The organism is Stakelama portus, assembly GCF_003171655.1.
GTDB classification, from domain to species: domain Bacteria; phylum Pseudomonadota; class Alphaproteobacteria; order Sphingomonadales; family Sphingomonadaceae; genus Sphingomonas; species Sphingomonas portus.
The window spans coordinates 1-24,903 of the sequence record NZ_QFZL01000007.1 but is presented as its reverse complement, the minus strand read 5'-3'; the positions used below and the strand labels follow the sequence as shown (position 1 = coordinate 24,903).

The 24,903-nt window shown below is 59.6% G+C and carries 17 protein-coding genes; 11 read left to right on the top strand and 6 right to left on the bottom strand.

Going from position 1 to position 24,903, the window contains the following annotated elements; all coding sequences use genetic code 11:
* Nucleotides 1-124 precede the first annotated feature (124 nt).
* Nucleotides 125-4,519: an NACHT domain-containing protein gene (locus DKB74_RS16180; RefSeq protein WP_193504488.1), complete on the top strand. Its 4,395-nt coding sequence runs from the start codon at nucleotides 125-127 to the stop codon at nucleotides 4,517-4,519.
* Between the two features lie 13 nt (nucleotides 4,520-4,532).
* Nucleotides 4,533-5,894 (top strand): hypothetical protein, encoded by a 1,362-nt coding sequence (locus DKB74_RS16175; RefSeq protein WP_145961028.1) that lies wholly within the window; start codon nucleotides 4,533-4,535, stop codon nucleotides 5,892-5,894.
* A 272-nt stretch (nucleotides 5,895-6,166) separates the two neighbouring features.
* On the opposite strand, the gene DKB74_RS16170 is transcribed toward DKB74_RS16175, so the two are convergent.
* Both DKB74_RS16170 and traA read right to left on the bottom strand, forming a co-directional pair.
* On the bottom strand, nucleotides 6,167-6,814 hold the full coding sequence (locus DKB74_RS16170) for a DUF6118 family protein (protein ID WP_109809235.1): 648 nt from the start codon (nucleotides 6,812-6,814) through the stop codon (nucleotides 6,167-6,169).
* 119 nt (nucleotides 6,815-6,933) lie between these two features.
* On the bottom strand, nucleotides 6,934-9,864 hold the full coding sequence (gene traA, locus DKB74_RS16165; RefSeq protein ID WP_109809234.1) for a Ti-type conjugative transfer relaxase TraA: 2,931 nt from the start codon (nucleotides 9,862-9,864) through the stop codon (nucleotides 6,934-6,936).
* 172 nt (nucleotides 9,865-10,036) lie between these two features.
* On the opposite strand from traA, the gene DKB74_RS16160 reads away from it, so the two are divergent.
* From DKB74_RS16160 to DKB74_RS16150, 3 genes are read left to right on the top strand one after another with little or no spacing between them, the layout of a single operon-like run.
* Nucleotides 10,037-10,363, top strand: coding sequence for a conjugal transfer protein TraD (locus DKB74_RS16160; protein ID WP_109809233.1), 327 nt, complete (start codon nucleotides 10,037-10,039; stop codon nucleotides 10,361-10,363).
* Complete coding sequence (locus DKB74_RS16155; RefSeq protein ID WP_109809232.1) at nucleotides 10,341-10,610, top strand: conjugal transfer protein TraD; 270 nt, start codon at nucleotides 10,341-10,343, stop codon at nucleotides 10,608-10,610. The genes DKB74_RS16160 and DKB74_RS16155 overlap by 23 nt, the downstream gene beginning before the upstream one ends.
* A 54-nt stretch (nucleotides 10,611-10,664) precedes the next feature.
* Nucleotides 10,665-11,330, top strand: a complete 666-nt coding sequence (locus DKB74_RS16150; RefSeq protein WP_109809231.1) for a hypothetical protein — start codon at nucleotides 10,665-10,667, stop codon at nucleotides 11,328-11,330.
* 7 nt (nucleotides 11,331-11,337) lie between these two features.
* Here the strand turns inward: DKB74_RS16150 and DKB74_RS16145 are convergent, their stop codons facing one another.
* The 3 genes from DKB74_RS16145 to DKB74_RS16135 form a co-directional block, all read right to left on the bottom strand.
* Nucleotides 11,338-12,267, bottom strand: coding sequence for a HEPN domain-containing protein (locus DKB74_RS16145; RefSeq protein WP_109809230.1), 930 nt, complete (start codon nucleotides 12,265-12,267; stop codon nucleotides 11,338-11,340).
* An 82-nt stretch (nucleotides 12,268-12,349) separates the two neighbouring features.
* Nucleotides 12,350-12,595, bottom strand: a complete 246-nt coding sequence (locus tag DKB74_RS16140) for a sigma factor-like helix-turn-helix DNA-binding protein (RefSeq protein ID WP_239987565.1) — start codon at nucleotides 12,593-12,595, stop codon at nucleotides 12,350-12,352.
* A complete protein-coding gene (locus DKB74_RS16135; RefSeq protein WP_109809229.1) occupies nucleotides 12,592-13,485 on the bottom strand; it encodes an ArdC family protein in 894 nt (297 codons plus the stop codon). Before DKB74_RS16135 ends, DKB74_RS16140 begins: the two co-directional genes overlap by 4 nt.
* A gap of 576 nt (nucleotides 13,486-14,061) precedes the next feature.
* Here DKB74_RS16135 and DKB74_RS16130 point away from each other — a divergent pair.
* The 5 genes from DKB74_RS16130 (at nucleotide 14,062) to DKB74_RS16110 (ending at nucleotide 22,655) form a co-directional block, all read left to right on the top strand.
* Nucleotides 14,062-14,271, top strand: a complete 210-nt coding sequence (locus tag DKB74_RS16130) for a helix-turn-helix transcriptional regulator (protein WP_109809228.1) — start codon at nucleotides 14,062-14,064, stop codon at nucleotides 14,269-14,271.
* A gap of 1,105 nt (nucleotides 14,272-15,376) precedes the next feature.
* Nucleotides 15,377-16,891 carry an ATP-binding protein gene (locus DKB74_RS16125; RefSeq protein ID WP_109809227.1) on the top strand — a complete coding sequence of 505 codons (1,515 nt, stop codon included), beginning with the start codon at nucleotides 15,377-15,379 and terminating at the stop codon, nucleotides 16,889-16,891.
* Nucleotides 16,884-19,640 carry a Z1 domain-containing protein gene (locus tag DKB74_RS16120; protein WP_109809226.1) on the top strand — a complete coding sequence of 919 codons (2,757 nt, stop codon included), beginning with the start codon at nucleotides 16,884-16,886 and terminating at the stop codon, nucleotides 19,638-19,640. The genes DKB74_RS16125 and DKB74_RS16120 overlap by 8 nt, the downstream gene beginning before the upstream one ends.
* Nucleotides 19,627-20,610, top strand: a complete 984-nt coding sequence (locus tag DKB74_RS16115; protein WP_109809225.1) for a PD-(D/E)XK motif protein — start codon at nucleotides 19,627-19,629, stop codon at nucleotides 20,608-20,610. Before DKB74_RS16120 ends, DKB74_RS16115 begins: the two co-directional genes overlap by 14 nt.
* Nucleotides 20,598-22,655 (top strand): AIPR family protein, encoded by a 2,058-nt coding sequence (locus DKB74_RS16110; RefSeq protein WP_109809224.1) that lies wholly within the window; start codon nucleotides 20,598-20,600, stop codon nucleotides 22,653-22,655. Before DKB74_RS16115 ends, DKB74_RS16110 begins: the two co-directional genes overlap by 13 nt.
* Before the next feature lie 15 nt (nucleotides 22,656-22,670).
* Here DKB74_RS16110 and DKB74_RS16105 read toward each other — a convergent pair whose 3' ends face one another.
* On the bottom strand, nucleotides 22,671-24,203 hold the full coding sequence (locus DKB74_RS16105; protein WP_109809223.1) for a DNA cytosine methyltransferase: 1,533 nt from the start codon (nucleotides 24,201-24,203) through the stop codon (nucleotides 22,671-22,673).
* An 82-nt stretch (nucleotides 24,204-24,285) separates the two neighbouring features.
* Between DKB74_RS16105 and DKB74_RS16100 the strand changes: the two genes are divergently transcribed.
* Complete coding sequence (locus tag DKB74_RS16100; RefSeq protein WP_338062891.1) at nucleotides 24,286-24,726, top strand: very short patch repair endonuclease; 441 nt, start codon at nucleotides 24,286-24,288, stop codon at nucleotides 24,724-24,726.
* Nucleotides 24,727-24,903: the final 177 nt, after the last annotated feature.

Genomic DNA, 24,903 nt, shown 5'->3' with positions numbered 1-24,903 from the left:
GCATACGACCGCCGTCACCGAAAATATCAGTCAAACGTCGCCTGCAAACCTACTTTAGGTCCATTCAGGTATAGCCTGAATCCTGTGTTGGCATTATGTTCTATCTGAGCAAGAGAAGAACTCTATGGCAACAGAACCCGATACCAACGACATCGAGCGCAGCTTTCAGGACATTCCTGACGATAAGATCACTGAGGCCGAGCAAACTGCCTTCCTCATGGATTTGGGCTGGCACAAGGGCTCGAATTGGGCTGATCTGTTAGAATCCAAACGTATCTTAATCATTTCCGAAGCAGGCGCGGGCAAAACTTATGAATGCCGAACGCAGCAGCAGGTGCTTTGGGCTGCCGGTGAACCTGCTTTTTATGTTGAGCTGGCAGACCTTGCGCGCAACAACCTGCGCGATCTCCTCTCGCACGATGAAGAAATCCGCTTCGATGCTTGGCATGCGTCCCAATCGGATGTCGCGACGTTCTTTCTCGATTCCATCGACGAGCTGAAGCTTAGCCTCGGCTCATTCGAGCAGGCATTGAAGCGGTTGGCCAAGGCGGTTGCCGGGCAGCTCGGCCGGGTCCGCGTAATTATCACATCCCGCCCCATTCCCGTCGATGAGCAAATCTTCCGTCAGATTTTGCCGGTGCCGGATGAACCGGACGAAGCCGCGACCAGCGAGGAGTTCGCGAATAGCGCCATGGCGCGCCGAGCGCAGAAATCTTCCGAGGAACAGATTGCGCGAGATTGGCGCAACGTTGCCCTGCTGCCTCTCTCGACTGCTCAGATCAAGCAAATGGCGATCAAGGAAGGCGTGGATGATCCCGATGCGTTGCTCACCGACATCCGGCAGCGCAACGCCGAGGAGTTTGTTCGCCGCCCACAGGACCTGATCGAACTATGCGCCGATTGGCGAGAGCATCGTCGCATTCGCTCGCATCGCGATCAGGTGGCGAGCAACATCGCCGTGAAGTTGAAACCGCGCCAAGATGGCAGAGAAAAGGCTGCGTTGTCTGCCGACAAGGCATTGGAAGGAGCACGCCGTCTTGCTCTGGCGGCTAGCTTGAGCCGCAAGCTTACCTTGCGCCATAGCGCTGAGGCCGACCGCGAAGGAGATCCGGCCGACGCGCCGCTCGATCCTTCATCCATCCTGCATGACTGGACGCAGGATGAACGCACGACGTTGCTGGAGCGCTCACTTTTTGGCTTTGCTTCTTACGGTCGGGTGCGTTTCCATCACCGCTCGGTGATCGAATATCTGGCCGCCGAGCATCTTCTTGCCTTGCGCGAACAGGGTGTGCCCGTCCGGTCGATCAAGCGCATTCTGTTTACGACGACGACACAAGGCGACGAGGTGGTAAAGCCATCGCTACGTCCGGTTGCTGCGTGGATGGCTTTCCGCGACGATGCCATTTTTGAAGAAGTGCTGCGACGCGAGCCGGACGTTCTCCTGAATTTCGGTGACCCTGAATCGCTCTCGCCTGCGCAACGGCAGCGAGCACTACGTGCCTATGTTGAACGTCATAGCGCTGGCGGCTGGCGGGGATTGCGTGTGCCCAGCGTCCAGCTTCATCGCTTTGCGGCCGCCAACCTAGGACCGGAGGTCCAGCGCCTTTGGGAAGGTGGCATCGAGAACCACGAAATCCGCGAAATTCTACTGAACCTGATCGGCCTCGGAAAGATGGCCGATTGCGCGGATATTGTTTACGGGATCGCGGTCGATGCCACAGCGCCCGAGGGTGAGCGGATTGATGCACTCGACGCGCTCATCCATTTGAACGATGCCCGCCTTGCTACAATCAGCAACAGTTTGGCCCAAAATGGGCCGATTTGGCCGAACCGTCTCTCACGCGCTGCGCTGCTGCGGTTATTCCCGGCTCATCTCTCCGTAGAACTCCTCTGCAAGGTGCTCACGCGGATCACGGAGAAGAAGCGCTCCGTTGGCGACATTTCATGGAATCTCCCGCGCCTGATCGAGCATGTCGATCTATCGCCGGATGCGCTGGATGCTTTGCGTCACGGGCTTACGGAACTGGCGGTGGAAGGCATTGCCTGGAACGAGAAGCAATGGCCCCATCTCGCCAGCAAACGTCAGTTCCTATTGCCAGCGTTGGCTACCACCTGCCTGCGCCAGATTCAAAACGGAACCACCACCCCGGAAGTGATGCGCTCCACCGCGATTGCGTTACGACTGGCAGAACGCGAATATGATCGCACCGAGCCCGCGAAGCAGTTAGAGGCAGCCCTTCCTAGCTTGCCGCCTGATGCCCGGCGCCTCATGTTCGAGGCCGAAGACACGTTCCTACAAGCGTATCAGCCACAAACGGAACCCTTCAAACGCTATGCCCGTTTGGCGTTTCATGGGGCAGCGCTGCATCTAGGTGCCATCGATGCTGGTTGGGTTCTCGCGTCGCTCGCCGATCGCGGCCGCTCCGCCGACGATCGCGCGATGATGCTCGAAGCAGCCATCCGCATCCGCGAAGACAATGTTGAATGGACCGACCACCTAGCATCGTTGAAATCGCATGTTGATGATCTACCTGACCTGGTTGAACGCCTCGATCAGCTTGCGCAGCCGCGAAAGCCCGATCCCGAAGAGCTGCGCTGGCAACGAGAAGATGCGAAACGGCAGAAACAGAAGGAACGTCGCGACGCGAAAGCCCATGCCAGTTGGGTGATGTTCTGGCGCGAAATCGTCAATGACCCTGAGGCAGTGTTTGCCGCCGACCGTTGCCAGAACACCGCCTGGAATCTCTGGCGCGCGATGGAGCGCAACGGCGAGGAAAGCCGGGCCTCCGGCTGGAACCGGCGCTTCATCGAGCGGCATTTTGGCAAGGAGGTTGCTGACCGATTGCGCCTCGCGGTCATGGCATTCTGGCGCAAAGACCGTCCGACCCTGCGAAGCGAACGCCCTAAGGAAGAAAAAGGCACATACCTGACCCGATGGCAGCTTGGCCTCGCAGGGATCTACGCCGAGGCCGAAGATCCTCAGTGGGCGGAAAAGCTCAGTCAAGACGAGGCCGAATTGGCCCTGCGCTACGTGTCCATCGAGCTGAACGGTTTTCCTGCCTGGCTTGAAGGATTTGCCACCGTGCATCCCGCCGCGGTCGACACCGTGCTGGGAGCGGAACTGACCGCGGAACTTGACGAGCAAGCGGTGGGCCATTCCGGCATGCTGCAAGACATTCAATACGGGGCCCCCACCGTCGCACGCCTTTTCGTGCCACGCCTTCGTACATGGCTAGATGCGGGCAAATGGCGGCTTGGGCACAACGAGGATGAAACGGCCCGCGCGAACCGGCTTCGCCAAGTGGTTCAAATCCTCGTGCAGCATGGCGACTCCGACATCACGGCGCACATCCATACGCTCGCGAAGACCGAACTGGCGGAGGGCGCAAAAGATGCGGTGAACAGCATTTGGTTGCCGGTTCTGATGCGGCTCGACGCGGCGGATGGCATCGATGCGCTTGAGAAAACCATAAAGCCACATGCACCAGCAAAATTGGGTCCGGCAACGGATTGGTTTAGTTCGCTTTTTGGCGACCGACATGGTGATGGGGAAACTTATCTTTCGGCGTCCGGCTTCACCCCGGATTTGCTGCTTCGGCTCGCACGCCTTGCCTACCAGTATATCCGCCCCTCCGACGATATTGTGCGGGAGGAGGGCAGCTTTTCGCCCAACGCCCGCGATCACGCCGAACGTGGGCGTAGCAATATCGTCAATGCGCTTTTGTCGACCACCGGGGCTGAAGGTTGGGCAATCAAATTCAGATTGGCCGACGATCCGCTCTTTGCCGACTTCAAAGACCGGGCGTTGGCCATGGCTCGCGAACGGGCAGCCGAGGAGGCGGACGCAGCTGCCTTCACCGAGGCTGACATCGTGGCGCTCGATCGTTATGGCGAACTGCCACCGCTGACGCGTGATGAGTTGTTCGCCCTCCTGACCGATCGCTTGGACGACATGGACGATGCGTTGCTGCGCGATGATTCGCCCCGTGCAGCTTGGGCGCTCATCAATGACGAGAAAATCATGCGCCAGCAGATCGCCCGCGAACTGCGCACCAATGCCAACGGTGCTTATACGGTCGATCAGGAGGCGGTGACGGCAGATGAGAAAGAAACCGACATCCGCCTGCGCTCTACCGGCTCGATACATGAGGCGATCATCGAGTTGAAGATTGGCGAGAAGGACCGCTCCGCCGCCGACCTGAAAGCCACGATCAAAGACCAGCTCGTGGTCAAATACATGGCAGCGGAAAACAGCCGCGCAGGCTGTTTGCTCATCACCGTTAATTCTGCCCGCACGTGGCTGCACCCCGAGACCGGCGCGGCATTAGACTTAGCCGGGCTCATCGCCATGTTGAATGAAGAAGCCGCTCGGATCGAGCAGGAAATGGGCGGCAGCTTGCGGTTGATTGTGCGCGGCCTCGACCTCCAGCCGCGCTTGCCGACCGAGCGCGCAAAATTACGCGGCCGTCAGCGGAAAGCCTCTTCCGAGCGGGAGCCGGAAGAAATGCCTGCCGGATGAGCGGGATTCGCGCATGACGATCTTTGCGCGACGGCGCTTGCAATCAATGCTGGACCAGCTTGCTCCCGTATTGGTGGAGGGCAAAGGTAAGGACATTCTTGGCCGTTTGAACCATCCAAAAAATGTCGAGCAAGCGCTTCCAGCCGAGATGGAGCTTGCACTCCTATGGGCCATTCATTCGCTTGGTGATTTGGAAGTCGAGCCGGAATGGTGGGGGGATTCCAAGCGTCCCGATGCCATTACCGACACCTTGGTGCCCGGCCGCACCGTTGCCATCGAAATCGCGGCCACCAACGACAATGCCATTTCCGGCGAAGAAGCAATGGATGCCATCGCTTTGCAAGTAAGTGCGGCGGCTGACCGTGCTGAAAAGGGTGTTGGCAATTTCCTCTATTTCACCTTTCGCGAGGAAAGCGGCTATCTGGCGGGGCAATATATCCGCCGACGCCTTGCACCCAAGGCCTTCATGCTCCCCGAGGCGTTGAGCAAGACGGTCCAGGATTGGGTGTCGTCGGGCCGCTCTGAACGTGAACGGCTTCGTCTTCAGAGTACAGGTCTTGATGTCGAGATTGAGCGCAAAGCGTATCGGCAAACACGCTACCACAACATCCATTCGAGCATGCCGCCCGAAACCCATTCGTTGGACGATAATCCGCTCTACGATTTGTTGCGCCGAAAGAAGCGTCAATTGAAGGCGGCAGCGCCCGGTACATTGCGGATGATCTTCGTCGCAGACGTAGGATCAACGCTGCTGCGGCGTATCGGCCAGTTCGGCGAACATGACTGGACCAATCGCCGCGTGTCCGGCTCGCAAATCATCGCGCATTTCATGACCACCTACGGCAAGGACGTGGACGCGGTGGTGGCGTTCTCACCTTACAAGGAAATGTTGAGTTTCGGCTTCAATGGTCTGACTGACCGTAAGCCCCGACGCTGGACCGTGACCTATTGCGGCTCTTCGGCGCTTCCCGAAGCTCCACAGACGCTTCAACGGATCGCAGAGATGCTGCCGGACCCGCACTATGAAGGCTATCAGGCTCGGTCATTGTTCAGGCAAGGCGCGTTTTCACCTAAAGGGCGAGGGCAATATCTCGGCATGACCATCAAAAGCACCAAGGGTCTCGACGACCTTCGTGTCGAGTTCCCCGCGCGTATGCTGCTCGATCTTCTCGCAGGCAGGATAACGGAGGAGCTGTTCAGGCGGCAACTCGACAGGTCGGGATCGAACAACATATTTGAGCACTGGCTGAGCAGGGGGCTAACCATCAGTCGTGCCGAAATGGCCCCGCGCGACATAGACGAAGACGACGACCATATCGTCCTCTATTTCTCGGATGATCCAGCCGCGCGTGCGTTCAAGCTACCTGAAAAATGAAAGAGCCAGGATCGATTTGGCCTCTCGGTCGATCCGCGCGCTCCTGCGCAGCCAATAGTGTCTCGTACATTTGGGGGCCGTGAGCCTAGGCGAACCGCTTCTATCATGTGGAAGCACCTATCGCCGAAATGGCTTAGATTGGGGCGTGTAGCTGCCATCGGACAGACCACAACGAAGGGCAGCTATCCGCAAGCAGCGGCCTAAAGTCTGCCGTTCCGGATCGTCCCAAGAAGCCGGCATATAGGACGGCGAAATCTTGACCAAGCATCTCGCTATCGCACCACTGGCTTCGGCACTTTGATCGAGCAGGTCACGGCCTTCCTGGCCTTGGCCGCCCGCTTCTGACACTCGGAAAGTTCGTCAGCATTGTCGCGTACGAGGATCGCCGCGCTCTGCAGCGCCTGCCATTGCCCGGGGTCAGCCACCTGCATCAGCCGCTCCCCGGCGGTCCATTCGTCAACACCCAGGACTTTCGCCGCCCGCTGCTCAGGCCAATGCCAGTCGACGGGAACGGCCCGGTCGATGGCGGTTGGAACGAACGCGCCCAGGATGCACCCGAGCACCATCGCCGCCGCCGCGGCACCCGCCAGCCAACGGTTCTGGTCACGGGCTGTCCTGGCCGACGCGGTCACGCTTCCGATCGTGCCGATCATGTCCCGCAGATCGCGCCTGGCGTGGTTGAAGGCCTCGTGATCGGCCTTGCGGACGTTCGCTCCAGCAGCCTCGATCTTGTCGGCCATGCTCTCTGGTGTGAGCGAGAGCGCCGGCTGCTTGGTAAGGTGGTCGAACGCTGCGCGCGCCCGTTCCCACTTCTCCTGGATCGCGGCAAGCTCGGGCGCGTAGTCGCGCGCATGCAGTTCCTGCTGCCGGGCGGCAAAGCCTTCGACCGCAGCAGTGAGACCGGCGAGCCGCCGGTCCATGGCTAGAAGTGTTTCGACGGCCGTTGCCTGAGGGGCAGGCGATGGCTGGCTCGCGGGTGAGGGGGCAATGGGCTGCTGAGCGGCGGGGGAAGGAGCGGTTTGGGTCATGGCAAGGGAGCCTACATGCCAATGCCCAACCCGCGCGAGCGGCCGAGCCACTGCTGGAGGTCATGAGATATCGATGCGCCGCTGGCGGCCTTCATTCCGAGTTCGGTGGTGCGATTTTTGAGCAGCGACTCGAGCTGGGGATCGCGGTGCAGCGCCCTGGCCATGTTTCTCATGTCGTCTTTGACGCAGGAGGCTTTGTAGTGTTCGCCCTGCCGTTCGAGCGCCTTCATCTGGCGTGATTTGGCCTGCCAGTCCGCAACGAATCGGTCGGCCCGATTGCCGGCATCGATGCGCAGTTCGCCCTCGGCGATCATCGCCTGAATGGCGCGCGCGGTGCGGCCCTTGGCAGCTTCATGGATGAGTGAGGGATCCTTGTTCATGGCGTCGCGCATATCCGCCCCGCCATTGGAGCGCAGCGCATCGAGGTCCTTGGTGACTTCCCCGAACGCCTTGCGCTGGTGATGGAGCGGCTCGTGGCCTTGCTCCTCCATGCGGATGATGTCCGCCGCGGCGCGGCCATAGCGCTCGACGGCCCGGTCGAGCGGATCGCGCTCTGCCTGTACCCGCAAGGCGCTGACGTCGAGCTTCAGTCCGGCAAAGGGGTCGGCGACTGATTGCGCGGGCGTTGCCCGCTCGATCGCCTGGGCCTCTCGCGCGATCCTGAGCGAGGAGGTCATCGGCACCGTGAGCCCAGCGAACGGATCGTCCTGGACTCGCGCGGCGACCGGCTCGGGCGATTGCTCTGGTGCCTTTGGGACATAGTCCGAGGCCATGTCCTTGCCGCGCTCGCGGGCGAGCGTCAGGGCAAGCCGATCGCGATTGGCGAAGTCGTCTTTGCCGTAGTGCAGCTCGACGCTGTCGCGGTGGCGCGAGAGCGCGACATAGGCGCCGTGCCGGTCGAGCCCGGGCGTTGCCAGCACATGGACACGATTCACCGTCATGCCCTGCGCCTTGTGGATGGTGGCGGCATAGCCGTGATCGATGTGGTCATAGTCCTTGAGGTCGAAGGCGAGCTGTCGCCCATCGTCGAGCGTCACTGCCATCGACAGCGCATTGACGCTGCGGATCGTGCCGAGCGTGCCGTTCTTTACGCCGAGGCCGCGCTCGTTCTTGAGGAACATCACGCGGTCACCAGCAGCGAAGTCGCGGCTACCGCGTTCCACCTGCAGACTCACATCCTCGCCGAGGTCACCGGCGGCGCGCATCCGCCCGCGCGCCGCCTCGTTGAGCTCGCGCACTTCGTCGTTGGTGTGGGTGAGGATGATGCGGCCGGCATCGGGTTTGGCCTGCCGGCCGCGATCCCAGCGCTCGATCAGTTGCTCGCGCGCTGCCTCTCGGGTTTCGGCGGCGTGGATATGGCCGGCCCGTTCGTAGGCATCGAGTGCCTCGGCGGTTCGGCCGGTGGCCAGATGCCGCGTGGCATCGCGCTGCCAGTCTTCGTGCTGGCGGCGCACTTCGGTGATTTCCACCGCGCCGTGGCGTTCGGCAATCGAGCGGAACGAGGCGCCGGCTTCGATCGCCTGGAGCTGCTGGGGATCGCCGACCAGCACCACCTTGGCGCTGTGCTTTTCGGCCTCGGTGATCACGCGCTCTATCTGGCGCGTACCGATCATTCCGGCTTCGTCGATCACCAGCACGGATTTGCTGTTTAACAGCTCGCGGTCCTGGCCCCATTGGTGTTCGAGACTGGCGATGGTGCGCGAGGCAATGCCTGAGCCGCTTTCAAGGCCCTCGGCGGCAATGCCCGACAGGGCAATGCCGCGCACTTCATAGCCGGCCGATTCCCAGGCTTCACGCGCGACACCCAGCATCGCGCTCTTGCCGGTTCCGGCATAGCCGATGACATTGCTGATGCCCCGGCTGCTCGTCACATGCTCGACCGCCCCGCGTTGTTCGGGCGAGAGGACAAGTCCGCGCGCTTCGGCCTGCATGAGCGCACGCTCCAGATGGCGGTCGAGAACGCCGAGGTTGCGGCGGGCATCGAGCTTGATCGTGGCATTCTCAAGCCGCCGTTCGGTCGCCAGCATGTCGCGCGACGTGAACCGCTCGTGCCCGCGTCCATCCTGGCCCAGCTTCACCAGCTCGGGCGAGGAGCGCACCGCCGCCATCACCGCATCGAACTGGTCCTTTCCCTCGCTGTGCCGGTGCACGAACATCGCAAGGTCGCGGGTGGTGAAGGTGGATTGCTGGTGGGTGATCGCATCCAAGGCAATGGACGGGTCGGCGAGGATCTTCTCGCCGTTGCTGCGCGCGATGGCAAAATGCTCTTCGAGCCGTTCGCTTGCCAAACCCTGGCCCGCCATGCGCGAAGCGGCGGGGCCGATCTTGTGCTGGGGTTCGAGATCGATGCCCTGCGCTTCAAAGCTGCGGTGATTGATGCGCGTGTCGATATCGAGCTGGGCCAGCCGGCCATTGACGTGCTGGGCCCAGGCTTCGCGCCAGTGGGTCAATAGCTCGGTCCGGTTCCAGTCGCGTACCTTGGCGCCGAAGCCGTCGGCGCGCACTTCGCGCACGCCCAGCATGACATGCGCGTGCGGCTTGGGCTGGCCGTCTTCACCTACATCCCAATGCACGTTGAGATCGGCGACCATGCCGCGATCGACGAATTCCCTTTTGACGAAATCGCGCGCCAGCTCGATCCCGTCGGCCTGGCGCATCTCGCGCGGAATCGCGAACTCGATCTCGCGCGCGAGTTGCGCGTCCTTGCGCACCTCGGCCGCCTCGACGTCGTTCCACAGCTTCTCCCGGTCGCGCCATTCCTCGGGCGCGTTTTCGGGCAGCAGCACTTCGGAGTGCACCACGCCTGCCTTGTTCGAGAAGTCGTGGTTCCGGTCCAGCCGCTCGTCGCGCAGCCGCGAGGCCGAGCGGTAGGCCGCGGCCGCGGCAGCGGACGAGCCCGAAGCGCGCGAGATGACCTTGGCCGAGAAGTGGTAGATCGCCATGAGGGCTATCCACTTACACTTACATGCGCACGTCGGCACGACGTATAAGCGCGCCCTCGAAAGATTTCATCAATCTCGGGAACGCGAAATCTCAAGAGATTTCACGATGTTGTGACTGATCGGCGATGTCGATAACTGGAAGGTCCGCACCCCGCAAGGAAGGGCATTCTCCATGCGCAAACCGCGTGACTATGATGCCGAGCTCAAGGCACTTGCCGACAAGGCGAAGCAACTCAAATGCCGCAAGCAGAGCCAGCTGGGCGAGCTGGTGATTGCCACCGGGGCCGACGAACTCAGCGCCGAAGAACTGGCCGGCGCACTGCTCGCCGCCGTCGCGACCACCGATTCCGCGACAAGGGAGGCGTGGCGCAAGCGGGGCGCAGCGTTCTTTCGCGGGACGGCACGCGGGGCTGGCAACAGCACTGGCGGTGGGCAAGGGCGCGCTGCGCCGGAACAAGGCGCAGCGCAATCGGCTCATGGCACGTCAGGCGCGGCATGACACCCGCGACTGGCAGGTGAAGCGCCGCGAGCGCACGCGCCAGCTCATCGAGCTCGGCGGGCTGGTCGCCAAGGCTGGGCTGGTAGAGCTCACCGACGACGACCGCGCTGTGATCCTGGGACTGCTGGTCGAAGCGGCGGGCAGGTTGCGCGGAGCGGAACGACTGCATGTGCTCGCGCTGTGGAGCCGACGCGGGCTTCGCGCGTTTGGGGCCGATAGGCGATCTATTTCAACTCACGAGAGCTGAGCTTGAAGGCATACCGATTACAGCGCAATAGATACTTCCTTCAAAGGAGGTCAAATGCCACAGGTCTGGGTAAATTTGGTGTCTGCTTTGGCGTGGCCTATCGTCGGTCTAATTGCCGTTTTGATTCTTGGTCCAGGTGGCCTTCTGAAGGGGATCATAAGAGAGCTCAGTTCTGTGACGACTTCCATCGAAGAACTGAAAGTGCAAGTGCGGCATCTACAGGACGCAGAGGCCCAAATCCGCAATTCAACTCAGGAGGTCTCCAACCTTCGCGAGCACCTTCGGGGAATGGAGCAGCAGCTGAGCACCATTAAATCTCTCGCGGCTGACTTGGTCACCCAGAGCTTTTCCGAACCATTTAGGGATACGGGCGACGATAATCTCGTGAATCCGAAAGATCATCTAGAGAACTCTGACAAGACTGCCACACAGCTATATGATTTGATCGATCGAAGATGGTCCGATTTGTGCGGGGCTCTGCAAAACAAACTCGGAGACGATTTTGATGCCCGCTCGATCGGCGATGCAGCATGGCGTCTAGTTGATGGACGAAGAAGAAATCCGCTTTCCGAAAGGGAAGCAGAACATATCAGTTCTCTTTTTTCCACTATGAAGCGATTTCGGCGCCTGCAGGCCAGTAAGGACGACTGGCTGGATGCCGAGGTATACGAGAACTTTGTGGCGGGTATCGAGGAAGCGTTGCAAGCGCTGGCAAAATGATAGGTGATCAATCCCCTTGGCGGGCAATAGACTCAAGCTTGGCGATCCGTTCCGAGCAAAGCTCGTGCACCACGCGGCCAAGCTCTTCGACTCGTTCTCGAAGCCAATTGAGCTCCTCTTCGCTGATCCGGTAGTTTTTCGAGTAGCGCGCCCTGACGTAGGCTTCCTTCAGCTTCTCGAACATCGCGCGCTCCTTGCGCGTGCTCCAGGGCCAGACATAGGTCAGCCGCGCATCGAGCCGCTCGGCCTGCGTGCGCAGGAAGCCAAGATTGTGAACGTGTGGGGTATAGAACGTCACCACCAACAGGACGCAATGATAGAGGCTCTCGGTCGTTTGATGTAACTCGAATGCTGTCTCTTTCAGGTGCCCCTTTTCCATGCCGAAGCGGACAAAGTCGTGTCGCCGCATGGCGGCGGGGAACCACTCCTCGAAATACTCCCTCGCCATGGCCAAAGCCTGTTGCGGCGTCTTCGGCTTGGGCTCGTGGAACTCGGTGTCCTCGCTCTCGTAGAGCGCGATGCCGTCCTTCGCGACGTCCATGAAGAAGTAGCGCCCGTGGGCGAGCCCATCGTTCACCTCGGCGAGCGTGTGCACGATGAAATTGACCGGTGTCCGAAGCGTCCCGGCAATGCCGTACTCGCGCATCAGCCGGTCATCGACCTTGACCCAGTACTTGACCCGGTCGGTGAGCCGCTTGTCGTTGACGACGATCAGCAGGTCGTAGTCCGATTTGTAGCCCTTGGCGGTGTGCGGCTCGTCGACCCAGCCGCCGCGCGCATAGGAGCCGTAGAGCACGATCTTGAGGATGCGCCCCTTCTTCTTCCATTCGTGCTTCGAGAGCGCGAAGGCGTCCTCGAACTCCTCGAAGATCAGCTGCACCACGCGTTCGAGTTCGCGCTGCTTGTTCGCGGGCAAGTGGTCGAGGTCGCTCTTCATCGCCCAAGCCTAGCAGGCAAAATGCGCCTCTGCCCATACCAGGAAATGGGTATGGACACAGGCGCGTTTTGCTGAAGCGCCATCATGGCAACAGCCGTCGCCACCAGCGGCGGCGCGGACTGGCCATGTTGCGAAGGATATTGGTCAGCGCCTGCGCGAACAGGCGCTCGACCTGCCGAGGCGTGAGCCTGGTTCGCGCGGCGATCTCGGCATAGGTCAGCCCGTCGAGCCGCACCGCGAGGAACACTTCACGCTCGAGACGCGGCAGGCGGCGCACCGCGTCCTCGATGCGCGCCAGTTCGTCTTGTGACGGAAGGGGCGGGATCACTGCCCCGCCTCCGCCGCGCGCGAGGCCAGCAGCCAGTCGGCCGCCTTGCTCGCGGCGCTTGCCGCGCGGAAGATCGCCTTCTCGTCACCGCGAAGGACGGAAAGCCATGCGCCAATGTAATCAGCATGCCGCACGGTTGGTTCGATGCCGAGCGATGCGCAGGTAAACGCGCTCGCCATCTCGGCGACCAGCTCCTCGCGCGCATAGGCGGAATATCCGAAGGCGCCGGTCTGGTCACGGTTCAACCGGCTGGAGTGCCCGGTCCAGTGGCCAAGTTCATGGAGCGCGGTGCGATACCAGTTGATCGGCTCGCCGAACGCGGCCTGTGGCGGCACCTGCACGAAGTCCTCGCGCGGCGCATAGAACGCTTCGCCGCCACCAACGCGCAGGTCGGCCCCGCTCTGCGCAATGACCTCGTCGGCTGCGGCAATTGCCAGCACCGGATCGGGTATATCCATAATGGAGAAATAAGCCTCGGGCAGTCCCTCGCACTGGTCGACATTGAACACGGTGAAGCGCTTGAGGAAGGCAATGGTCCTTGCCTCGCGGTCCTCGCTCCTTGCCTTCTCGGCTTCGTCCCTCGGCGTGAAGCGGTCGGCATAGCAGATGACTGTGCCCTTCTCGCCGCGCCGGACGTGCCCGCCCGCCTTCTCGGCCTGCCGGTAGGTCAGCCAGCCTTGCAAAGCATGGCCATGCTCGATCACCGACGCCCAGAGGATCAGGACATTGATCCCCGAATAGGTCCTCCCGCTTCCCGCATTGTGCGGCATGGTGCAGGGGCAGAGGCAAGCATCCCACGGCTGCACCCATGGCAGTCGCCCTTCCTCCAGTTCAGCAATGATCCGGTTCGTAACCTCGCCATAGAGGCTCTGGCGTTCATTCGTTCCCATGATGCTTCGCTCCTTCCTTCAACCGCCATGGCCCGGCGCCGGAATGGCGGGTGGGCGGCAGGAGCGGACCAGCAGCACCGCCAGCTAACGGCGGGCCGCACCCAGAGGGGCGAAACGAAGAGGAGCACCCCGGCACAGCCGGGGTTGCGGCTTGCCGAGGCGGGGCTAACGGGCAGCGACGCCCACCCGCCAGTCTGCCGCCGTCAGGCCCACGCCGCCGCGCCAAAGCGCGGCGACAATACGCGGGACGAAACCGTCCCGCACCGGGGCGCACAAAGCGCCACGGAAGAGTGTCAGGCGATCGTCACGGCTCTGCCGACGAGACGCCCCGGGCGGCTCGGCCTAAGCGCCAGCGCAGGTAGAGCGCGGTCAGGCCAGAGAGCCTGAGACGACACATCCAAATCGGATCGAAAAAAATACTGCACGCACCCGGGGACGTCCCCGGACACCCGAGCATGTTGAAGGACACGATGGCGTAGAAACCGCAGAATCTCAAAGCATTGACAGATTCCAGCGCGATCTCAAATCCTCGGATCAGGAGGCAACACGACCCACACAACACAAGGAACACGCGATATGTCCGACCAGCCCAAGGACCGCTTTCTCCGGATCAACGAGGTGCTCGATCGCACCGCGCTGTCTCGCGCGACGCTTTATCGTAAAATCCAGGACGGCACCTTCCCCAAACAGGTCCGCATCGCGGCGCGCTGCGCCGGATGGCGAGAATCCGAGGTGACCGAATGGATGTACAACCCCCAGTACTATCAGGTGGACGAAGCCCGATAGAGGTGGCTTTGCGCGAGAAGCGCATCCTCGCGAGACCGCCTGATTTCCGGCGCCATGCCCTCGTTCAGCAAATTATCGAGCCGACGGCCCAGTGCGCGCGGCGTCTCGGATCATCACTTCGTCCATACCGCACCTCGTCAAGTCTGGTCTGTTCGGAATTCGATGGCCGGGAACTTCGAAGTGGAGTTGCTAGTGCAGAAGACTATCCAGACACCATTCAAATTCCCGCAGTGGAAGACCGGTCCAACATCGGTGTTGGAGATGTGGTAAAGTTGCATTTTTCTGAAGTTGCCCCAAGATGAGATCGATTCAGATGAAACCATCTCGTTGAACGAACGTATGTGGGTCATCGTCAAAGGAGCTTCAGGTCCATATTTTTGAGGAGTCTTGGATAATGTGCCGTCGTGGAGTGACGACAACGAGGATGACGATTTTGACTTGAGCTCGGGTCCGAGGTCATTTTTGGCCAGAGCACATAGTCAACGTTTATTAGGACGCAGGGATGCGCCGATAGCCAAGGCATCCCGCTTGCCTTCCCTCGGGGATGGGAGGTGGAAGGTAAAATGGCCGGAATCGATGCCCTGGCGCGGACCAGTGGGTGCAGGCCCGCCAAACGGGGGCGTCTGTTTCCGGTTTCGGGAACGAGAGGGCAAAGCCCCTAGTGCTCCCGCCATATGATCGCCCGGCGATCCAGCAGGAATGGCACCCTTGCAACGGCGCGAAGCCGACGGACGTCCTGCGCGCGGGCCTGTGGGCCAGCGGGCGTCCGTTAGCGAGAGAGGCGAGAGTGCCTGCGGGTTAGCTCAGGATTGCCGCGCCCTCAGGAGCGCGAAGCGCGGGACAGAGCGCGTCCAACAGCAATTCCCGCTCCACTTTCGATTGCTCCTGATCGTCACCCGAATGGGCCGGGACTACTGGCCCGGTCCGCGCCGGCGGATAGAGCAGGTTGCCCGGCAGGGTAGCGCTACGTTTCTTGTCCTCACCCTGAGCCGATCTCTCCTGCGATCAGTCGATCCAACAATGGCGGAAGCAGCCGGCAATGAATATTGCTTAAGAAGTCAATCCCTATAACATCCTGGCCACGCTATGATTTGCACGAGAATTCATGCCCTCTGAATCGCGCCAAGTTCCAATCCCGCGCAGGACTGCGGATGCGACTCCTCACGCAGCATCGCTGATTCAGAGCTTGCGAGATATTGGCTATTCCTCGGAAACGGCGCTTGCCGACATCATGGACAACTCCATAACTGCTGGTGCTCGGAAAATTGAGATACTTTCCGAAACGAATGCGATCGAACCAGCAATTGCTGTCCTCGACGATGGCTGCGGTATGACTCTGGACGAGCTCGTCGAGGCGATGCGACCTGGCAGCAGCAATCCACTCGATGATCGTGCCTCGGGCGACCTTGGGCGCTTCGGGCTCGGGATGAAGAGCGCCAGTTTCTCGCAGTGCAAGCGATTGACTGTCCTGACGCGAAAGAATGGCGCGACTTCCGCTGCGACGTGGGACCTCGATGAGGTATCGCGAACCAACAAGTGGGAAATCGAGCTTCACGACAACCTGTCAGACATTCCTTGGAGTGAGAGGCTTGGTGAACGGGGAACGCTGGTGGTCTGGCGATCGCTCGACAGGCTTTCCGGCGGCATAGAAAATGATCAGAGAAGGCGCGCGGAACATATCAACCGCCTGCTGGCGGAAGCCGAGCGCCACATCAGGCTGGTGTTCCACCGCTTCATGTCAGAGGACAAGCCACCTCTCCAAATATGGCTGAACGGTAGAAGGCTCGATGCCCTCGACCCGTTCGGAACCAGATTCCCCAAGCACCAATCCGACAGGCCGGATCGGCTCGAACTCAAGAACGGATATGTCGAGTTTCAGAGTTTCACGCTTCCGCACCACAAGGAAATTCCAAACGCCGACTGGAATGACTTGGGCGGTCCCGAAGGGCACCTGCGAACACAGGGTTTCTATGTCTATCGAGGCAGACGTCTGATCATTGCCGGAAGCTGGCTCGGGATGGCGAGGCAGGCCGAGTTGACCAAGCTGTGCCGTATCCGCGTCGATATTCCCAACACGATGGATTCCGACTGGAAGATCGATGTGAAGAAGGCATCGGCGCAGCTGCCTCCAGCGGTTCGAGAAAGGATGCGACTGCTCGTTGAACGACTAGCTGTCACGTCGAAGCGCACCTATCAGCGCCGAGGGAAGAGGCTCGTGGACAACGAGTATTTCCCGGTCTGGCAACGCATCCAGCGGGATGGCTCCATCGTCTATCGTCCGGACCTGGCCCACCCGGTTTTCGCCGACTTCTCGGAGAAACTGCCAACCGATCTGCAATCCGATTTTGCAAACATCATCGGGCTGATCGGTTCGTCGGTGCCGGTGGCATCGCTTCATTCGGATTTCGCTGGTTCGCCCGAAGAAGTGAAAGCCGAGGACGCAGATGAACAGTCACTACGACAACTCGCCGAGGCGATGATCCCGAGGCTTGTCGAGCAAGGCACTGACCGCGAACGAATTGCGGAAATTCTATGTCAGATCGAGCCGTTCAAGTCTGCCTCCGCAATCGCGCGGAATGTAGTCGTCGAAGTTCTCGAAAAGGTCGACTGGAATGACTGACAAGGTCGCACAACTCGATGGAATGGTTTCCCAGCTCATTGCCAGTCAGGACAGACCAACTGAAGAAAGCATCCGCGAAACGATAGCGACAGTGCGGATTCTGCCATTCTTTTCCGACGTGACCGACAAGGACGCTGAGCAACTTGCGCGCGAACTGGAAGAGCGGGTCGGGATCAGCATGGGTATTGGCGCTGTCATCGGTGAAGCGGACTTCAAGCCATGGCTGAACGACGCCCGTGCCGATGGTCTGATCGAACCGTATTACTGGAATCGATACAGGAAGCTGCTCGAACAGAAGCGCCTGCCCAAGGATGTGGTCACCTCGACTGACCACGTCACCGATCGCATTCTGGACCGCATGGGCAATCCGAATGACCATTCGGCATGGGATCGCAAGGGAATGGTCGTGGGCCACGTTCAGAGTGGCAAGACAGCAAACTATACCGGACTGGTCTGCAAGGCTGCGGACGCCGGATACCGCCTGATCGTGGTTATCGCAGGCATCCACAACAACCTGCGCAATCAAACCCAGGCACGTATCGACGAGGGTTTCGTGGGGCGCGACACTGGTCGACTTGAAAAGAAGGACACGCGGAACAAGCCAAAGCTGATTGGCGTAGGGATGTTCGATCACCGCAAGGCACCGGTGAGCCTTACAACGACACTAAAGGACTTCAACAAGGCAACGGCGACTACGAATACCAGTGAGATCGCATCATACGCGGTGCCCGTCGTCCTGGTCATCAAGAAGAACTCCCGCACGCTTGCGAACCTGATCGACTGGCTCCGTGAGCACAGTACAGGTCGGTATTCGGAGATGGTCGATCAACCCATGCTCCTGATCGACGACGAAGCCGACAATGCCTCCATCAACATCCAGTATGGTCGGGATGAAGTCTCGCGCATCAACGGACAGATCCGGGACCTTCTGGGGCTTTTCCGGAGAAGCTGTTACGTCGGCTACACCGCCACCCCCTTCGCCAACATCTTCATCGACCCTGACTCGGACGACGAGGTTTACAAGCAGGACCTCTTCCCGCGACATTTCATCATCGGGCTGGATGCTCCCACCAACTACTTCGGTGCGCGAAAGGTCTTCATCGACGGCATTCCTGATGACGATGACGAGAGGCCGCGGTTCCTGCGTTACATTGATGACAATGGCGATCTGCTGCCCGTCAAGCACAAGATCGACCATGACATCACTGCCGTCCCGGAAAGCATGCTCGCTGCTCTTCGGTGCTTTATCTTGGCACGCGCGATAAGGAATCTGCGGGGCCAGAAGAGCCAGCATGCATCCATGCTGGTCAACGCATCACGTTTCACCGGCATCCAGAACCTTCTGCGCAACAGATTGCATCAGCACCTGAAGGCGATCGAAGACGCTGTTCGTGTCGATGGCGCGAAGGCCAATGCTGATAGCAACCCAGAGATTGCCGAGCTGAAACGCTGCTGGGAGGACGAATATCGGAATGCGTGGCCGGAATGGGATGATATTCGCGAGAACCTGCTTTCGGTGGTTGCTTCAGCGACCGTCATGGCAGTGAATTCATCCTCCTCGGAGAGCCTCGATTATGATTCTGGCGGTGAGAATGGCCTGACCGTTATTGCTGTCGGGGGATTTTCGCTTTCGCGTGGCCTCACGCTTGAAGGTCTGACCGTCTCCTATTTCCTGCGCAACTCGTTGATGTACGACACCTTGATGCAGATGGGCCGATGGTTCGGTTACCGGCAGAACTATGAAGACCTCTGCCGCATCTGGATGCTTCGCGAGGCTTCATCCTGGTACGCACACATTGCCGAGGCCACCGAGGAGTTGCAGCTGGAACTGAAGAAGATGGAACGCGCGAACGCTACGCCGGAACAATTCGGTCTCGCGGTACGCAGTCACCCAAGCGCGCTGATGGTCACCGCCAGAAACAAGATGGGCTCGGGTCAGAAGCATCTGATGGTGGGCCTATCCAACAATTTCGTGGAAACGACGCGACTTGGAGCGGGAGAAGCTGCTCTCAATCACAACAGGAAAGTGCGCGACAGATTCTCGGCCTCACTATCGCGCAATGGCCTCGCTCCTGACAATGCGCAGCAAGTCTCCGGTGGTCTACTTCTCTCCAAGGTGCCGTTCGAGGTCGTCGATGACTTCCTTCGTGACTTCGAGAATCATCCAGATTCCGTACTCTCGGCTACTGATCCCATCCGCAGGTACATCGCAGCGCGGCGTGACGACGAAATGTCGGAATGGGATGTCCTCATAGCCTCTCTCAAATCTTCGGATGAAGTCGATCCCCTCGAAATTGACGGGTGGAATATCAATCCGATCAATCGTTCGATCGGACCCGACGATCTTGCAAACAACATTCTCACTATCAGTGGATCGAGTGCTCGTGTGGCTTCGCGAGGCATGGAAAAAGCAGGTCTCTCGCCTGATCGCGTTCGCCAGGCCGAAGCCGACTATCGGGAAGAGAGAAACCTTGGCGCAGATACCAAGGTCAACTTCCCGGATCGAGTGTATCGGGCACGCCGCGAGCGCCCGCTTTTCATGCTCTTCAACGTCTCGATCAAGAAGGACGGTGTCGATGAGGCCGACCGCCACAAACTCCCTGGTAAGCCCGTTGTCGGTTGGGGGATCAGCTTTCCGCCGTCGGCGCGGCCTGACCAGAAGGTCGAGTACATCCTGAACACTACCAAGCTTCGCGAACTCTTCGGCGAAGACGACATCGATGAGGACGTGCCGGATGACAAAGAATGACGACCCTTGGGATGGGTTGAGCGCGGGGGGAATCGATGCCCGAAGGGTCAATCCAGGCAACAATCTAGACTTCTTCTGGATCATTTCAGGCAAATCGGAGCCTGGCCTGCTGCTACGGCTGGCGGCAGACACCAGCGAGATCAAGCCGCTGCCGAAGTTACGTTCGCTCGATCTGACCTACCAAAATGTTGCAGGTCACAGATCGCTGGTCCTGCTGCTCCGGGACGAAGAGCAACGAGAACTCTTCGGGAGCCTGTGCAGGGATATTGTGCAGGCGGGAGAGCAGGGAAGTGACAATCGCGATGCCTTGAACCGCTCGATCCGGCGCACGCTTCGCTGGCACCACCTTTTGCGAGGTGGCAAGAGCGGCTTGCTTTCGCTGGAAGAACAGCGGGGGCTGCTCGGCGAACTCCAGTTTCTCCATCATCTGATCGACCTGATCGGACCGAGGGCGGCTGTCGAGGCGTGGAAAGGCCCTCTCGGATCTTCGAAGGATTTCGAACTAGACGGGTGCCTTGTGGAAGTGAAGGCACGTCGCGGGGCGGCAAAACCCTTCGTGCAGATTTCCTCCGAGGATCAGTTATCGGATGTGGACGGTTGCCAGCTGTTCCTCGTCGTCAGCGCCATTGACGCAGTCGTTAAGCCGAATGGCCTGACGCTGACCGATTATGTCACCGAGGTCGAGAAATTGTATGCCGTCGCCGATCCGGAAGCATATTCGCTCTGGGAAGAGGCAATCATGTCGACCGGCTTTGACTTCGACGATGATTACTCGGACCGGCGCTGGAACGTCGGCAAGAGCCTGCACTTTGAAGTTGTCGAAGGCTTCCCAAGAATTGCCAACCCACCGCCATTGGGCGTCTCCGCGGTACGATACAGCATCAGCCTCGATGCTTGCTCGGATTACTCTGTTGAGCCGGATTCGCTGGATCGTCTCATCGTCGAGAGGAACGGTTCGTGGGCGAACTGAACGAATACCATCGCCAGCTTATCGCCGAGATTCAAGGCGATGCAGATGCCATGGGTCTCATCACCAGCGAAGCATTTCTCGACAAGATTGCTGACATTCTCGATGAGGCCGGCGAGGTGTCCTCGCTTTCGCAATCATACTTCGAGGGCAAGTTCGGTTCCAAGGCCGTGCAGGTAGATGCATACGCGTGGGACCCGACAGACGAAGAAGGCGTGCTCAGCGTTCTCATCTGCGATTTCACCGTCGCCGATGAGCCCCAATCAATCGACAAGACTGAAATCAGCCGCCTGCTCAAGCGCCTTGTCGAATTTGTCGTTGCCGCGAAAGCACGCGATTTCCGCGAAAGCCTGGAAGAAACGAGCAACGGCTTTGTCCTGAGCGACCTGATTGCCCGGGCATGGAAGCAGATCAACAAGATCAAGCTCATCCTGGTAACCAATCGGACCAACAAGGCGCGGACGGATGCGCAGCCTGTCGGCAATATTGGCGGAATCCCCGTTACTTCAAACGTGTGGGACCTGGCGCGCATTCATCGCTTCGAGTCGTCAGGCCAGACACGGGAAGACCTGATCGTGGACTTCGCCGAATCCTTTGGCGAACCAGTTCCTGTCCTCAAGGCTTCCTACGACGGCGCGCCATTGGAAAGCTATATCGCAGTAATTCCTGGAGTGCAGCTCGCGGAGATTTACGAAAAGTGGGGCGCGCGACTGCTTGAAGCCAATGTGAGAAGCTTTCTGCAGGCGCGCAACAAGGTCAATCGCGGCATACGTGATACGATCCGCGATGATCCCAGCATGTTCTTTTCCTACAACAACGGACTGACAGCCACTGCAGAGTCCGTGGAAATTGCCGGCACGGGGGAGGGCCTGCTCCTGATGTCTGCCAACAACTTCCAGATAGTGAACGGCGGGCAGACCACAGCTTCGATCCACGCGGCAAGGAAGCTCGCTCCGGAACAGCTGAAAGACGTATTTGTCCAGATGAAGCTCACAGTCGTGCCGCCGGAACAGTCGGAAGACGTCGTCCCGCTCATCTCGCAATTCGCGAACAGCCAGAACAAGGTCAATGCGGCGGACTTCTTCGCGAACCATCCATTCCATGTGAAAATTCAGGAGTTCTCGCGCCGAATTCTCGCTCCGTCGGGTGACGAGGGGTATCGGGAAACCAAGTGGTTCTACGAGCGTGCGCGCGGACAGTTTTCGGACGAGCGTGGGCGGCGTTCCGTAGCGGATCGAAAGCGCTTCGACGCTGAATACCCTCGCTCGCAATTCTTCACAAAGACTGATCTGGCCAAATTCGAGAATTCCTACCGCTGTCTGCCGCATGAAGTCAGCCTTGGGGCGCAGAAGAACTTCGGGAAGCTGGCACAGTTCATCGGCACCGATTGGGAGAAGAAGAAGGATTCCTATGATGAGGTCTGGTTCAAGCGGCTGATCGCCAAGGCCATCATCTTTCGGCACTTCGAGAAATTGGTGCCCCAGCAGGAATGGTACGCTGGGGGCTACAGGGCCAACATCGTCACCTATGCCTTCGCCAAGGTTGTCCATGACGCAGGCTTGAAGAAAAAGGTAATCGATCTCGACCGGGTTTGGTCGCTACAGCGCGTGCCCTCGAACCTTGAACGTGCATGTCTCGTTGCGGCCGAAGCGGCAAATGCGGTCATCACTGCGCCTCCGGCTGGTATCCGGAACATGAGTGAGTGGGCCAAGAAGCAGGGCTGTTGGGCAGAGCTTGCCAAGCGTTCAGTCGAATATGGTGCTGACTTCTGGGACAATCTGATCGATCCGGCTGACGCGCAAACCAACAAGCGATCAGCCCGGAAGGACAGGGAGCTGACATCCGGAATCGAGGCTCAGAGTGAAGTTGTCATGCAGGGGGCTGGCTACTGGAAGCAGTTGCTGGCGTTTGGACAATCGATAAGCAAATTGACGGGACGAGAGCAGGGAATCCTGACGGCCTGCACATTCCTGCCCGATCGTGTTCCGAGCGAAAAGCAGTCTCTTGCCGCACTGGCTATCGCGGAAAAGCTGGAGGAATTCTACTGACTGCCGTCCAGTCGGTCAGTCTGCGTCCGCCATTCGGAGAATTTCGAGCAGCAACTCCCCGATCTGCTTGGCCAGCAGCGGCGGAACAGCGTTGCCGACCTGCACATATTGCTGGGTGCGATTGCCCTCGAAGAAGTAGTTGTCGGGGAAGGTCTGAAGACGTGCAGCTTCGCGTACTGTCAGGCTTCGGCATTGCTTCGGGTCGGGATGGATGAAGTAGTGTCCATCCTTCGAAATGTGGCTCGTCACTGTCGTTGAAGGGCTGTTCCAAGTCTGAACCCGGAACCTGTCCGCGAATTTGCCTGAGGTCCAGTTTCGATGGTTCGGGGCCAAGCCCTTGGGAAACTCGTCTGCCTTAGGAGAGCGATCGAATACTTCGGCGAAGGTTGCTGCGAAGGCGTACCGCGCCAAGTCACCTTGCATGTGGCCGCGACTTTCATGATTGGGCAATGCGAGCAATCTGTCGTCAGCCAGCCACGCCGCAAGGAAGTTATCGGCGAGCGGAGTGACCTCAGTGCTGGACCTCGGTGGCAGATTGGTCGCTGCTTCAAACTCGCGAGAATATTCGACAAGCCGCTTCGCAACCTGGGTAAGCCACCCGCCGTCGCGGCGACTTGCTGTGGAAGCATCCTTGAAGGCGCGAACGACGGCTTGTCGCCATGCGTCCGGGCTGTCGGCGATCTTGCTCAGCCCGCTTCTCAGGTTCGGCATACCAGCCAACACGCTGGCAACCGACGGGCGCGTCGGTCGCGAGGTCAGAGAGGGCGACTTCACCGGGTCTATTCCTGATCGGGAGAAAACATCAGCCCTGATTCCCATGAGGATCACGCGATGGCGGGCCTGCGGAATTCCGAAATCTTCCACACGTATCACATGCCGCACATGACCAGACCTCTGATTTGCGACAAGTGGAAGGAGGACATAACTATCCGGCTTTCCGCCAGCTGACTTCAGGTCTTCGACGATCCTGTCGATCATGCTCTCGCCGGAAATCTTGGCCGAGAGCATACCTTTCACGTTTTCCATGACAAAAGCGACGGGCTCTAATCGCTGCAAGATGCGTATGTACTCGCGATAGAGAAAGTGGCGGTGGTCGGCTTCTGGAACGTAATCCTGAATGCCGCGATTTCGGGCACGTCCAACGAGCGAATAGGCTTGGCACGGGGGGCCGCCAATCAGGATTGTCCCGATGCTGGCGCTTGCCGAAATCCCGTCGAGGATCGGGTCCAGCCACGCTGTTGCCTTCTCCGTACCCAGTTCGAGCATCGCCGTTTCGTCAGATGCGGCCTTCCATTCCCTCGGATGAGCGGCGACCAGTTGGTCTCTCGATATTTTCCCGCTGATGTAGGCGTAGTATGTTTCCGGAGTATCTTCGAACTGCCGGAAGAATGAACGCAGCCGCAGGGTCGCGAATGCGGATGGCTCCTTCTCCACCGACAGAGCGATCTGGTATGGACGCTTTCCCTTATCGTCCTTGATCGCCGCAAAGCCCTCGGCAAGGCCACCGGGTCCGGCAAAAAGGTCGACAGTCTTGAATGCTTGGCTCATCTACTCGAAATTCCAATATTGCACGAGCCTATTACCAGGCTGACTCCAGGAAGCCAGGGGATGACTTGCGTTGGCTGACATTGTGGATGCCAAGACACGCTCGCGAATGATGTCGGCCATTCGCGGCAAGAACACAAAGCCCGAGCTGCTGCTGAGGCGAGCGCTGCATTCCGCCGGTCTGCGATACCGCCTTCATGGAGCAGCGCTTCCGGGAAAACCGGACCTCGTCTTCGCGAAGTATCGTGCTGTTGTCTTCGTGCATGGATGCTTCTGGCATCGACATGAAGACTGCCGATTTGCGACAGTTCCAGCGACCCGTCCCGAATTCTGGAGGGCGAAATTCTCTGCAAACGTCCGGCGAGACGCCAGGAATGCGGCCGAACTATTGGACATGGGCTGGCGCGTCGCAGTCGTTTGGGAATGTGCTTTGAAGGATCGGTCTGTCGATTTGGTCGCCAAGTCCTTGCAAGATTGGCTCAGGGAGGGTTCGGCTCCGTCAATGGAAATCCCTGCTCCCTGTTGAAACACCAGCCCAGCCCTGCACCTATCGCCTTGGACTTGCCTGACTCGGCCTGACGTGACCCCCGCTTTTTCCTCCAGTTGGAGCTAGAGTCCGACCCGACGAAGGGACGGACGGATGAAGCGGAAGCAGTTTTCGGAAGAGCAGATCATCGGCATTTTGAAGGAAGCCGAGGCGGGC

Bases quoted from the DNA above. Each gene is read 5' to 3' on its own strand.
- DKB74_RS16105 (WP_109809223.1), bottom strand. From the start codon at position 24,203: ATGAGCCAAGCATTCAAGACTGTCGACCTTTTTGCCGGACCCGGTGGC.
- DKB74_RS16170 (WP_109809235.1), bottom strand. From the start codon at position 6,814: ATGGACCGGCGGCTCGCCGGTCTCACTGCTGCGGTCGAAGGCTTTGCC.
- DKB74_RS16175 (WP_145961028.1), top strand. From the start codon at position 4,533: ATGACGATCTTTGCGCGACGGCGCTTGCAATCAATGCTGGACCAGCTT.
- DKB74_RS16130 (WP_109809228.1), top strand. From the start codon at position 14,062: ATGTCCGACCAGCCCAAGGACCGCTTTCTCCGGATCAACGAGGTGCTC.
- DKB74_RS16120 (WP_109809226.1), top strand. From the start codon at position 16,884: ATGACTGACAAGGTCGCACAACTCGATGGAATGGTTTCCCAGCTCATT.
- traA (WP_109809234.1), bottom strand. From the start codon at position 9,864: ATGGCGATCTACCACTTCTCGGCCAAGGTCATCTCGCGCGCTTCGGGC.
- DKB74_RS16145 (WP_109809230.1), bottom strand. From the start codon at position 12,267: ATGAAGAGCGACCTCGACCACTTGCCCGCGAACAAGCAGCGCGAACTC.
- DKB74_RS16155 (WP_109809232.1), top strand. From the start codon at position 10,341: ATGGCACGTCAGGCGCGGCATGACACCCGCGACTGGCAGGTGAAGCGC.
- DKB74_RS16125 (WP_109809227.1), top strand. From the start codon at position 15,377: ATGCCCTCTGAATCGCGCCAAGTTCCAATCCCGCGCAGGACTGCGGAT.
- DKB74_RS16160 (WP_109809233.1), top strand. From the start codon at position 10,037: ATGCGCAAACCGCGTGACTATGATGCCGAGCTCAAGGCACTTGCCGAC.
- DKB74_RS16150 (WP_109809231.1), top strand. From the start codon at position 10,665: ATGCCACAGGTCTGGGTAAATTTGGTGTCTGCTTTGGCGTGGCCTATC.
- DKB74_RS16115 (WP_109809225.1), top strand. From the start codon at position 19,627: ATGACAAAGAATGACGACCCTTGGGATGGGTTGAGCGCGGGGGGAATC.
- DKB74_RS16135 (WP_109809229.1), bottom strand. From the start codon at position 13,485: ATGGGAACGAATGAACGCCAGAGCCTCTATGGCGAGGTTACGAACCGG.
- DKB74_RS16180 (WP_193504488.1), top strand. From the start codon at position 125: ATGGCAACAGAACCCGATACCAACGACATCGAGCGCAGCTTTCAGGAC.